The sequence below is a fragment of the Candidatus Acididesulfobacter guangdongensis genome (assembly GCA_004195045.1).
GTDB classification, from domain to species: Bacteria; SZUA-79; SZUA-79; order Acidulodesulfobacterales; family Acidulodesulfobacteraceae; genus Acididesulfobacter; species Acididesulfobacter guangdongensis.
Genome location: SGBC01000003.1, coordinates 419,649 through 432,480, shown reverse-complemented (window position 1 = coordinate 432,480; position 12,832 = coordinate 419,649). Strand labels below are relative to the sequence as shown.

The following is a 12,832-nucleotide window of genomic DNA, read 5'->3' as shown; positions in this document are numbered from 1 at the left end:
ATAGGAAAATAGCATTATGACTCCGTTAAATTTACATAAGATTCATAAAAAAAGAATAGACAGGGACGAAGCGCTGAATTTGTTTAAAGGCAATGATTTGCTTAAGATAGGCAAGATGGCCGATGCATTGAGAAAAGAAAAGCATTCTGACGGCATCGTCACTTTTATAATAGACAGAAATATCAATTATACAAATATATGTTCTTCCCGATGTAATTTCTGCGCTTTTTATAAAAATGAAAATGATGACGGCGCGTATATATTAAATAAACATGAAATATTTAAAAAAATTGAAGAGACCATAGAACTTGGCGGTACGCAAATATTAATACAGGGCGGGTTAAATAAAGATATAGCATTTGATTATTATATAGATTTATTATCTTCTATTAAACAAAATTTCGATATTCATATTCATGGATTTTCTCCTCCTGAAATATATTTTATGGCGGAAAATAACAATTTAACCATTAAAGAAACTGTTGCCCTTTTAAAAGAAGTCGGTTTAGAATCTATACCGGGCGGCGGAGCAGAAATTCTTGTTGACAGGGTCAGAACTAAAATCAGCCCTAATAAAATCGGCAGGGATAAATGGCTTGAAGTAATGGAGACTGCGCACAATGAGGGATTAAATTCTTCCGCTACCATGATGTTTGGAACGGTAGAAACCGACGAAGAAATAATAGAGCATCTTTTTAAACTGCGCGAACTGCAGGATAGAACCGGCGGATTTAGAGCGTTCATTCCATGGAGTTTTCAGAGCAGAAATACAAAGTTAAATCCAAGAAACACTTATGGTTATTATTATCTCAAGGTTCTGTCTATTTCGAGAATAGTTTTGGATAATTTTGACAACATACAGGCGTCATGGGTGACTCAGGGAGCAAAAATGGCTCAGGCGGCATTGAGTTTCGGTGCAAACGACTTAGGTTCAACCATGATTGAAGAAAATGTCGTCAAGGCTGCGGGCACATGCAACCCTATGGTAGAAGAAAATGAAATGGTGAATATGATAAAAGATGCCGGTTTTACGCCGGCTCAGAGATTGAATGACTATACAATAATAAAATATTACCGATAGCGTTATCGCTATAATAACTATAATAAGTAGTATTGCTATTGGCAGATATTCTTATTATTTTTTATTATTTCTTATTATTTATTTTTACTGTTGTTGATATATGCTGTTTTGCCAATTTTTGTGTTATAAAAATTAATGAAGATTATTTTTACTTAAAATTTATAAATTATGTTATAATCTTATAAATTATAATTATTATTCAAATTTATAAAATAAAAACTTAAAAAATAATTAAAAAATTTATGAATCAGGAACAATTAGAGCACTTTAGAGGAATACTGAGTAATAAACTTAATTATCTCATAGGCGAAGCAGTAAAGACGGTAGATATCATGTCTAATACCGAAGAAGAAAATTTTCCAGATCCTACCGACAGGGCGACTATGGAATCGGACAGGAATTTTGAGCTCAGAATAAGAGACAGAGAAAGGAAGCTTATTCCTAAAATACAGCAGGCTATTGAAAGAATTAACGATGGAACATATGGAATATGCATAGAATGCGGACAGGAAATATCCGTTAAAAGATTAGAATCTCGTCCTGAAACGGCAATGTGTATCCAGTGTAAAACAAAAGAAGAAGAATTTGAAAAAAAATATAATATATAAATCTGAATATAATATATAAATCTGAATTAAATAGCTATATTAATTAATAGTTATTAAGTATAGCTATAATGCACGACTATTAGTTATTAGCCGATAAACATCGGCTGCTAAAAGAGGAAAAGGTGTCTGGCACCTTTTTCGTGACACCTTTTTCGTTTTTCGTATAAATATACTAAATACGGCAGGAACTGCCGGAATAAACGCCTGGGGAGTTGACGGGTTGCCGCCGATGAAGAACCAAGAAGCCTCGTCCGTGAGGGCGAGGTAGTTCACTATAGGCATTTAAACTCATTAAAACTTAATTTTACTTAAAAAAGGGTTATAACACACTATGAATGTTCTTTTTATGACTGCGGAATATTATCCGTTTGCCAAAAGCGGCGGACTTGCAGAAGTTGCCGAAGCTATAACCGTCAATCTTGTCCGAAAAGGTTTAAATGTCACTGTCTGCGTGCCATATTATAAACAGGTAAGCCAGCAAAAATTCAGAATATCCGGAAAAATTTCCAGAATAGAAATCGATCCGCCGGAGGATTGTTTAAAATTTTTAAATATTGAAGGTTCTTCCAGAAAAAAAGTTATCAACGAATTGCGATTTTTCGATATTTTACCATATAAATATAAAGGCGTAAATATTTTATTTATAAAAAACGATTATTTATTTAATCGTGATTTTTTATATTCCGACGGAAATATTGATTATGAAGATAATTTATTAAGATTTGCTTTATTTAATTATGCGTCTCTCGTCTATGTTTCGGATAATATGCTAAAATTTGACGTTATCCATTGCAATGACTGGCAGACATCACTTGTTCCGGCTCTCGCTAAGTTTAAATTTAAATTGGCTTCAAAGATTTTATTGACTATTCACAACTTAGGATATCAGGGTCTGTTTCCATCAGAACAGTTTCAATGCACTTTCTTAAGCAAATACTTACTAAATATTGAGGGATTTGAATATTTCGGCAAAATAAATCTTCTCAAAGGCGGTATCGAATTTGCCGATATTATAACTACCGTCAGTAAAAAATATGCTCTTGAAATTCAAACAAGCGAATACGGTTTCGGATTAGAAGGCGTGCTTCACGTAGGCAGCCAAAAACTATACGGCATATTGAACGGTGTCGATTATGACGAATGGAATCCTGAAACCGATAAATATATAGCTAAAAATTTTACATCCAAAAATTACAAAACGGGGAAAAAATCCTGCAAAAAAGATTTATTAAACAATTTTTTTGGAAAAGATTCTGCAGCAGGTTTGATGGATAAACCAGTGATAAGCATTGTCGCAAGACTTGACGAACAAAAAGGTTTCGATATATTAATAGAAGCCATGCCTGAAATAATAAAAAATAATACACTGTTTATAATCCTTGGAACAGGCAGTCCCGAGATAGAAAAAGAACTTAAGAAAATAGCGGATAAATATCCGCAAAATATAGGCTTAAAAATAGAATACAATAATCAATTAGCGCATAAAATTGAAGCCGGAAGCGATTTTTACATAATGCCTTCCAAATATGAACCATGCGGGCTTAACCAGATGTATAGCATGGCATACGGCACTGTTCCGATAGTTAGAGGAACAGGCGGATTAGACGATACTATAATCAATTATAACGCTGAGACTGACAATATAGAAGAATCAAACGGTTTCAAATTTTATAATTTTAGCGGCGAAGATTTAAGTAAAACTGTTAATTATGCAATTTCATTATATTATAGCGATAAAAATGCCATGGCAAAGCTTATTCTGAACGGAATGCAAAGTAATTTCTCATGGGAAAGAAGCATAAATGAATATATTGAGTTATACAATAAATAAAGTAAAAAAAGATTTGCTTTAAAAAGATTAATAAAAAATATAAATATATTATAAACTTAATATAAATATAAGTATAAATTTAATATGAGTTTAATGTAAATATATGTGAAATACAAAATTAATTTATTTTATTTATTATTAATACGGATTAATTAAAATGCGAATATTGAAGAAAGATGCCGATACCGATGTTTTTTTGTCAAATTACAATTTTCGCCGCAGCGGCTGCAAATCTAAAAATGATTGCGGAGACGATATATGCGCGCCTGTGAATATTTACGGCGGCAGACAATCGTCAAATTATGCCAATCTTAACGGCGGCGCACTGACTGATAATTCGGCAAGTTCTGCGGACAGCTTAAGCAGAAATGTTTCACAGCCGCTTAATCGGCTGTATAATGATGATAAAACAGGCGAAGACAATGTAATTAAAACCAAGTTTAACATTCTTATTGCTGAAGACAATGAAATAAATGCAGAGCTCATGAAGACAATAATAGAAGCTGAAAATTCGACAGACTCTGTTTCTGATTATAATAATTATAATACAAAAAGACGTTCCAATTCATTGCCGTCTGCATCGTCTTTGCCGTATAAAATTAATACGGTTATTGCAGAAAACGGAAAAAAAGCATTAGATATTATATTTTCGGATGCAAATATCGACTTAATCATTTTAGATTTGATGATGCCGATAATTAACGGTTTTGATGTGCTGCAACAGATAAAATCAAGCGGTTGTAACAGTCGGTTAGCTAATATTCCAGTATTAATAGTAAGCGCTTTAAGCGAGTCTTCAACTATTTCTAAAGGTATTGAACTTGGTGCGAACGACTATATTACAAAGCCTATCGTAAAAAATATTTTTAAAGCAAAAGTAAATTCATTAATAAATTTAAAAAAATTATACGACACGTTAGAAAGTTCTGAACATATAATAATGTCTTTGGCTTTAGCCGTAGAAGCAAAAGATAAATATACAAGCGGACATTCTAAACGGGTAAGCATGCTTGCCTATAATTTTGGAAAATACTTAGGATTGGGCGAAGAAGATTGTCTTCTGCTTAAAAGAGCCGGATGCATACATGACATTGGCAAGATCGGAATCCCAAACGATGTACTAAATAAAACCGGAAAATTGTCCGATGAAGAATTTAAATTAATAAGGAATCATTCCGTAATGAGCAGCGATATCTGCAAGCCCCTGATTTCACTCAAGAAAGAATCGTATATTGCAAGATATCATCACGAGAGATTTGACGGAAACGGCTATCCGGGCGAATTGAGCAGCAAAAATATTCCGTTTTTATCCAGAATATTATCCGTTGTCGATTCTTATGACGCAATGACAAGCGATAGACCGTACAGAAAAGCGCTGAGCAAAGAAAAAGCGCTCTCGATATTTGAAGCTGAAAAAGAGTCAGGACAGTGGGATAGCGATATAGTTAACGAATTGATTAAATTTATAAATATTAGTGATTTTAAATATAACTAAACTAATATTAATTAATAGTTACGCTTATTAACGCTTTTTTGTTGGCAAGTTTTAATCAATATATAAAAATTAGAAAGATATAAAAATATAAAAATTATAGATAAGTTTTAATTTTAATTAAGTTAAAAAGTTCCGATAATTAAAAAATTTTCTAAAGGAGAAATAAAGTCGCCATCCAGACAATAATTTAAAATATGATTAAAAAAGCAAACTTTATGAAAGAATTTATGGCTAAAATTTTAATTTACGGCGGCGGTAAAGCCGCAAAATCTGTTATCGAGCTGCTCCATAACGATAAAAATATTGAAATTGCCGCATTAGTTTCAAGGAATATGCTGAAAGAGGGCGTTCAATATGCGAATGGACTGAATATTAAATGCTTAAATTCAATAAAAGAAGCCTTAGATAACAATCTGGATTTTAATATTATCTTTAATCTTACCGGTGAGCCTTTTTATAGAATACCGGAGCTTAAAGATATATACGATATTAATTTTACTCTGAACACCGCCTATAATCAGGATTATAATAATAACGGCAAAAAATTTAACGTCGAAATAATAGACTCCACGAGCGCTAAATTAATATGGGATCTGCTTTACGACAGACATAAAGCGCATATGGATAAAGAATCTATAATAAATCAGCTCAGGAATCAGAAAGACTATTTTAAAAATATTCTTGACGATTCATTTGATATGATAATGGTTACGGATAAAAACGGCAAAATAACAGAGTTTAATAAAGGCGGAGAGACGATATTAGGATATTCAAAAAAAGATATTATCGGTACGCAGGCATCTGACCTGTATTCTAATAAAATAGAACGCGATGAAATTTTAAACAGGCTGCGCAGCGAACATTTTGTGCAAAATTATGAAACCGTCCTGAAGAGGAAAGACGGCACTCTTGTAAATATTTCTCTTACAATCTCTTCAATTTCAAATAATAATAAAGGAGAAATAACAGGAACAATAGGAATTTCTAAAGATATAACGGAAAAAAAGAAATATGAAAAAGAACTGATGAATCTGAACGAAAATCTTGAACAGAAAATTATAGAGCGCACTAAACAGTTAGAATTGACTAATAAAGAATTGTTAAAAGCAAATGAATTAAAATCAAAGTTTATAGCAAATATGTCTCACGAATTAAGAACCCCTCTAAACGCTATCATAGGATATTCCGACCTCATGCTTGATTCTTCCGATGTAACGGATAAGCATAAAAAATATATTAATAATATATTGGTTTCAGGCAAGCATCTTCTTCAATTGATAAATAATATATTAGATATAGCAAAGATTGAAGCCGGAAAATTTAATTTGGACTATTCAATTTTTTCGGTGAAAGAGGTTTTTGACGAGGTAAATACCGTTTTGAAATCGCTATTCGACCAGAAAATGCTTTCCTTAAGCATTATATATAACGGAAATGAAAATTACAGGCTTTACGGCGACAGAATAAAATTTAAGCAGGTCATTTATAATCTGCTCAGCAATGCTATAAAGTTTTCGTTTGAAAATTCGGCTATTAAAATTGTCTGCAATAAAAATATTCCTGAAATTAAACAGGGTATAGCGCAGGAAGAGAAATACGCAGAACAGAAATACTCTGAACGCGGAGCTAAAAAAAGTTCTCTGGAATATCTGCAGTTAGATATTATAAATAAAGGAATAGGTGTTCCGGAAAATAAGCTGAAAACTATTTTTGACGAATTTGTGCAGATAGACAACAGCTATTCAAGAAAATTTGAAGGAACCGGTCTTGGTCTGGCTCTGTCAAAAAAAATAGTTGAACTTCACGGCGGATATATTAACGTTCAGTCTGTCGAGAATGAGGAAACAATTTTTACTGTTATCATACCAAACGCAATTGATACCGAAAGTCTTCTGAATACGTCGGAAATATCCAAAAACATTGGAATGACATCGGAAGACGGAAGTAAGATTGAAAACTGCTACGATAATAGCTCGGACAACAAAAGAAATAAAAGTTCAGATAATTCTGATGAAATAGAGTATAATACCGCTTATACTGCCGGCGGCGGTTCTGTTTTAAATAAGCGCGCAAACATAAATTATACTTTCAGAGACGATTTCGGCAAAAAGAGAAAACCTGTCGTTTTAGTCGTAGAAGACGATTTGCCGACTTCTGAGCTGTTTACGGTAAATCTTATAAAATCAGGATATTCTGTAATTCATGCCTATGACGGAATTGAAGCGGTTGAAAAAGCAAGAGAATATAAACCATTTGCAATTCTTTTAGATGTGATGATACCGAAAAAAGACGGATGGGAAGTTTTAAGCGATTTAAAATCTGACGACATAACAAAAAGCATCCCGGTCGTAATTACCAGCATGATTGATAATAAAGATTTAGGATACGCTCTCGGAGCTACCGATTATCTTGTCAAACCGATTGACAGGGAAACCCTCATAAAAACATTATCGGAGTTTACGCTTACCACGAAAAGAAAAAAAAGACAGGTAAATATCTTATTGATAGACGATGAAGAAATAACGCATGAAATGATTGCAAAAATTCTCGAGCCGGCAGGATTTAATCTTCTGCATGCCTATACAGGAGACGAAGGATTAAAATTAGCAATAGAATATAAACCTGATTTAATACTGCTTGACCTTATAATGCCAGACGTCAACGGCTTTGAAGTGGCGGAAAACATTAAAAAACATCCGGTTTCATCGCAGATACCGATTTTTATAATAACATCTAAAGATTTAACCGTTGAAGAACGTATGCGGCTTTCAAATAATATCGACAGAGTAATAGGAAAAAGAATATTCTCTTCCGAGGAACTTACAAGGTCTATCAGGGAATTGGAACTTATCTATCCCCATAAAGCCGGCTTATTTGACGATGTAACCGGTTTATTAGACCATAACTATTTCAATATAAGACTTGCTCAGGAAATTAACAGGGCTAAACGATACCAGATAGCTTTCAGCGTTATACTTATAGATGTAGATAATTTCAAAAACTATAATGATACAGTCGGCAGTTTTCATTCAGATATTGCGCTTAAAAAAATTGCCGATATTTTTAAAAAATCTTTAAGAGGTTCAGACGTTGTTGTGAGATTCGGCTATGATGAATTCGCTATTATACTTAATAATACTTTAAAAGAACCGGCTTTATACGTTGCTAATAGATTTTTGTCTTCAATAAAAGAATATCCGTTTTATAAAGAAGAAGAACTGCCTTCTAAATTGCTGACGGCGACTTTTGTCGTGGCGTCTTATCCCGAAGACGGAGAAACCCCTGAAGAAATTATATCCAAAATATTCAATAAATTGTGCGAGCTTAAAAGCGCAGGCGGGAATATTGTTAAAGAGGTTTAAAAAATAATAAGAATATTTAAAAATATTCACGATGATAAATAGCAAAAAGTTATAATAGCGTAAATATTTATCAGTTCATTGCAGTCAATCAATATTTTGATAGCAATTTAATAGTTGATAGCTAACGTGACAGCTAATAATTAATAAAAAAATAATAATAAAATATAATAAGGTTTATCATGAACCTATCATCCGATAATAAAAAAATAATTATAGTAGAAGATAATGAAATAAATATGGATTTGATTCAGGCAATGCTTGAACCTTTTAATTTTAATATCATCGAAGCTTATGACGGATTCGAAGCTGTTGAAAAAATCAATAGCAACAGCGATGCCTTTCTGATACTTTTAGACATTGGTCTTCCTGGAATAGACGGCATGGAGGTATTTAAAAGATTAAAGCAATCGGAAAAAACTGCAAAAATTCCGGTTATTGCCGTTACGGCTCATGCTATGAAAGGAAATAAAGAACATCTGCTGTCCCTCGGTTTTAACGATTTTATAGAAAAGCCTGTCGATAGAAAGATATTATTTGAAAAAATTGAAAATTTTTTACATCTGTAAAATTTAAAAGTTTTATATACGGCATCGATATTGTTCAATGCGCAGTCAATTTTGTTTATTTTATTGATTAAATTAAATAAAATTAGCATAATTAAATAATTAAATAAGATAAATTAATTAAAAAATGGGGAAATATATTAATGGGTTTAATTCCTGAGATTAATGATTTTAAATTTTTCACAGAATTACAGGTAAGATATGAAGAAACAGATTCTATGTCTGTTGTTTATTACGGAAAATATTTTGTTTTTTTTGAAGTTGCCAGAACGGAATATATTAAAAAATTGGGTTTTAATTATATAAATGTTGAAAAAAACGGGCTATATTTTGTAGTTGCTGAATCAAATTGTACCTATATCGCTCCAGCAAGATTTGACGATACTATAAGAATATATACAAAAGTAGAGTACATGAAAAATTCAAGTTTTAATTTTATATATCTTATTACAAAAATTAACGATGATAACTCTGAAAGTAAAATAGTCCGCGGATTCACTGTTCTGGTTTGTGTTGATAAAAACACCTTTAAACCTGAAAGAATACCTTCATATCTCAGAAACGCCATTAATGATTTTGAGAAATTTTCGGTTAATTAATTATTTCAATTAATTAATTAATTAATTGAATAGACTAAAAATGGATTAATTATAACACATTAATGTTATTATTTTTTTTATTTTATAGTCTCCATAGACATTTTGTTGCCCCATAAATATAGCAATGTTGATGTGTTGCTGATAATTATGGTGAAGTTGAGTTAATATAATTAAAATAGTATTAATCCAACAAAACACAGCGATATGATCAATATTATCGATGTTATACGCATAATGTTCAACGATTTCATGATATCTTCGGTATTTGCGTAATCGTAATTTTCAAAACCGATGACAGGTCTATTGCTCTCAATTCCGCCGTAATAATTAGTACCTCCGAGTCGTACTTTTAATGCGCCTGCCATTATCGCTTCCAACTGTCCGGCATTAGGACTTGGATGCATTTTTCTGAATTTCCGCCATGATTTTACGGCATTGTTAAAATCGTAATTATTATTATAATTATATAATTTGTTATAATATGAACCTCTTTTGTTTTTTAAATGATTATTTTCATGCTTATCATCTTTGCTCTTATCATCTTTGTCGGGTTTATTATTTTCATATACGCGGCAGGCATTATTATTAGTTAAATTTTTATACTGATTATTGTTATACGATTTTTTATTTTTGTAAAAAAAATTAAGTATTATTAATGAAAATAACATAAATACAGCCGTTATTCTAAAAGGTACATAATTTAATACGTCATCTAATCTCGCCGAGAATTTTCCAAATTTTATATATTTTTTATTTTTATATCCTACTAATGAGTCCATAAGATTTGAAGTCTTATATATAACAGCGCCTGCTATGCCGAAAATCAGCATGTTTGTAAGAATAATGCCGCAGTTATTTCCGCTATAACCGTTAAAATTTATACCATGCATATTAATAGACGGTAAACCGGCACCGGCAATGCCGTATAAAGTAGCCATCAAATAATAAAATAAAGAAGATAGGAAAGCGGCAGATTTAGCGCAGTATCTATCGTAAAAATCGAAAGATACGGACAGACGCCCGACAGCAAATCCTGCTGCTGTATAAAATACGAGAGAACCAATTCCGTCGCCCGTATTCTCTGCAACAGATTCCACAACAGCTCTTGAAATTTCAGATTCATTCATATTTTCGCTATCGCGTCCGGCAAGAGCTTTCAGATTGGTTCTTGCGCGTGATATGCCGTCATTTTTTAAATCGTGGTACACAGTAAGAGCTGCATGGTTTAAACCTCCTGAAGAAAGAAACGATGACAATATAAAAATAAAAAAAATGACCAGCAGCCATATCGAAATTTGAGCCAGTATAAAACCGATAATTACAGACAAAAACGCCGCTATTAGGAGCGATAAAATTGTAAATAATACACCACCAAGATATTTATTGGAAAAATTATACATAATACGTTCTAAAAATTTTACGATATAGGCGATAATATTTAGAATATGGAAACGATAGCGAAGTTTTCCTGTAATATAATATTCATACAAAAAAGACAGAATTACAGCAGAAAACAATATTATTCGGCAGAACTGAAACGGCGGCAAAATATTATATGTCATTTAATATCCTTTATATATGCGAAAGTGACAAAACATTATATGTCATTTAATATCTTTAGTGTATTCGAAAAAGGAGATTAATTAAATTTTTAGACAAAAAATTGGGTAGTATTTAATTTAATAGTCTCCGTATACTTATAACATTATGATGTTCAGATTTAATTTTAAGTATGAATCTTATGTTAAATTATTCAAATAATAAATACAATAATTTTTTAAAGTAAGGGCTTATAATAATCCTTAATCCTGTAATAAAAAATATTTATGCATTTCTTTAATAGGTTAAGCAAAATATATATAAGGAAAAGGTGTCAGATTTTATTTTTTTTGCATATGGAGTAGTTCAATTAACAAAGAAAATATTTGCAAAAAAATTAATCTGACACCTTTTCCGAGCAGATAACTTTTTATTACAGGATTAAAGATAATTTCAGTCTGCAGTTTACAAAAAAATAGATTATAGTTGACAATTTGTTGTAATTATATTAAATTAAATTTTATATAAAAATTCTTTTTTATAAATATTTTATAATACTTAATCTCTTGCGCAATATCGGTTTTATTGTATTATATCCGATATTGTACCATATTGCAGTGTGTTCTATTCTACTGCATTTTATTGTAGTGTGCTTTATTATAGTTTATTATAGTGTATTGTTTTATTTTGTATAATATCGTATTTGTTTATTCTTTTTTATACTTTTATAGCGCACGTAACCGTTTATAATTATATACATACATATATATGAAAGATTATTATGAGATTCTTGAGCTGCCTGAAGATGCCGAAGATGAGACCATTAAACAACAATTCAGGAAATTGGCTAAGTTATATCATCCTGATAAAAATAATTTTTCCGAAAACATAAGTCTTAATAAATTTATCGATATTAATGAAGCATATAAAGTCCTTAGCGATAGCAATAAAAGAAGACAGTATAATGAAAGATTACATGAATTAAAATTAATAAGTGAAGAAAAAATTACTGCCTACAGATCTAGAGTCAGAGACGGCGGCGATATCAATTTAGAACTGTCCTTGCGTCAGGAAGAAATAATGTCTGACGGAGAGCAGGATTCCTCAGAAAATAAAGCAATTTACCAAAAAGTAGAATATGAAAGATTTATCAAATGTTCAAATTGCGGCGGATTAGGAAAAGAGCCGAATACTAAGATAATACAATGTGATAATTGCGGCGGTTCAGGTCTGGTTATAAATAAGCAGACCAACGCTAAAGATATTTGTCAGAATTGCGACGGTTATGGCGATATAATCTTATACAAGTGCAAAAAATGTAAAGGAAATAGCCGCATCAGAGAATTGTTTGAAAGCAATTTGAATTTTAATATAATTGATTTGAAAAACGATAATAAGATAAAATTTGAAAACTTGGGAGACGCTGGGGCATTCGGAGGTACGCAAGGGGATTTGATTGTATCTATTAATATTATGAAAGACGACGGCAAGAAATTCAAAAAAAATAATAAAAGAGCAGACAAAAACGTCAGCTCTGCCGCTGTTTCCAATATTAATAATGTTTCTAATATTAAAGATAGCCTTTTGACTGAAAACGAAGATAATAATGAAAAACAAGAGGTGAGAAATAAAGGTATAAAAAATCTATTATCAAATTTTTTTAATCATAAAAAATAACAAATAAAAATTGCAGCTATCGCTTAAAATAAAAATTGCAGTTTTCCGTATTTAAATTAGCTCTCACTCTAAGATAG

The 12,832-nt window shown here is 31.4% G+C and carries 9 protein-coding genes; 8 read left to right on the top strand and 1 reads right to left on the bottom strand.

The annotated features are described in order from the left end of the window. Window positions 1–16 precede the first annotated feature (16 nt). The 7 genes from mqnC to EVJ46_08230 all read left to right on the top strand — a co-directional run bounded on the left by mqnC (window position 17) and on the right by EVJ46_08230 (window position 9,539). Entirely contained in the window at window positions 17–1,081 is a 1,065-nt protein-coding gene (gene mqnC, locus EVJ46_08260) for a dehypoxanthine futalosine cyclase (GenBank protein RZD16170.1), read from the top strand. Window positions 1,082–1,323: 242 nt separating this feature from the next. Then, window positions 1,324–1,689 (top strand): RNA polymerase-binding protein DksA, encoded by a 366-nt coding sequence (gene dksA / locus EVJ46_08255; protein RZD16169.1) that lies wholly within the window; start codon window positions 1,324–1,326, stop codon window positions 1,687–1,689. Window positions 1,690–2,020: 331 nt separating this feature from the next. Next, window positions 2,021–3,520 (top strand): glycogen synthase, encoded by a 1,500-nt coding sequence (locus tag EVJ46_08250; protein RZD16168.1) that lies wholly within the window; start codon window positions 2,021–2,023, stop codon window positions 3,518–3,520. A gap of 157 nt (window positions 3,521–3,677) precedes the next feature. Then, window positions 3,678–5,015: a response regulator gene (locus tag EVJ46_08245; GenBank protein RZD16167.1), complete on the top strand. Its 1,338-nt coding sequence runs from the start codon at window positions 3,678–3,680 to the stop codon at window positions 5,013–5,015. 194 nt (window positions 5,016–5,209) lie between these two features. Continuing rightward, window positions 5,210–8,377, top strand: coding sequence for a response regulator (locus EVJ46_08240; GenBank protein ID RZD16166.1), 3,168 nt, complete (start codon window positions 5,210–5,212; stop codon window positions 8,375–8,377). Window positions 8,378–8,556: 179 nt separating this feature from the next. Next, window positions 8,557–8,943 carry a response regulator gene (locus EVJ46_08235; protein RZD16165.1) on the top strand — a complete coding sequence of 129 codons (387 nt, stop codon included), beginning with the start codon at window positions 8,557–8,559 and terminating at the stop codon, window positions 8,941–8,943. A 140-nt stretch (window positions 8,944–9,083) separates the two neighbouring features. Further along, the gene (locus EVJ46_08230) at window positions 9,084–9,539 is read left to right on the top strand and encodes an acyl-CoA thioesterase (GenBank protein RZD16164.1); all 456 of its coding nucleotides are present in this window, start codon (window positions 9,084–9,086) and stop codon (window positions 9,537–9,539) included. Between the two features lie 170 nt (window positions 9,540–9,709). On the opposite strand, the gene EVJ46_08225 is transcribed toward EVJ46_08230, so the two are convergent. Continuing rightward, window positions 9,710–11,101: a cobalamin biosynthesis protein gene (locus EVJ46_08225; protein ID RZD16163.1), complete on the bottom strand. Its 1,392-nt coding sequence runs from the start codon at window positions 11,099–11,101 to the stop codon at window positions 9,710–9,712. 745 nt (window positions 11,102–11,846) lie between these two features. On the opposite strand from EVJ46_08225, the gene EVJ46_08220 reads away from it, so the two are divergent. Continuing rightward, window positions 11,847–12,755: a hypothetical protein gene (locus EVJ46_08220; GenBank protein RZD16162.1), complete on the top strand. Its 909-nt coding sequence runs from the start codon at window positions 11,847–11,849 to the stop codon at window positions 12,753–12,755. Window positions 12,756–12,832 lie beyond the last annotated feature (77 nt).

Coding starts and splice junctions, on each gene's coding strand:
- mqnC (RZD16170.1), top strand. CDS start 17: ATGACTCCGTTAAATTTACATAAGATTCATAAAAAAAGAATAGACAGG.
- dksA (RZD16169.1), top strand. CDS start 1,324: ATGAATCAGGAACAATTAGAGCACTTTAGAGGAATACTGAGTAATAAA.
- EVJ46_08250 (RZD16168.1), top strand. CDS start 2,021: ATGAATGTTCTTTTTATGACTGCGGAATATTATCCGTTTGCCAAAAGC.
- EVJ46_08245 (RZD16167.1), top strand. CDS start 3,678: ATGCGAATATTGAAGAAAGATGCCGATACCGATGTTTTTTTGTCAAAT.
- EVJ46_08240 (RZD16166.1), top strand. CDS start 5,210: ATGATTAAAAAAGCAAACTTTATGAAAGAATTTATGGCTAAAATTTTA.
- EVJ46_08235 (RZD16165.1), top strand. CDS start 8,557: ATGAACCTATCATCCGATAATAAAAAAATAATTATAGTAGAAGATAAT.
- EVJ46_08230 (RZD16164.1), top strand. CDS start 9,084: ATGGGTTTAATTCCTGAGATTAATGATTTTAAATTTTTCACAGAATTA.
- EVJ46_08225 (RZD16163.1), bottom strand. CDS start 11,101: ATGACATATAATATTTTGCCGCCGTTTCAGTTCTGCCGAATAATATTG.
- EVJ46_08220 (RZD16162.1), top strand. CDS start 11,847: ATGAAAGATTATTATGAGATTCTTGAGCTGCCTGAAGATGCCGAAGAT.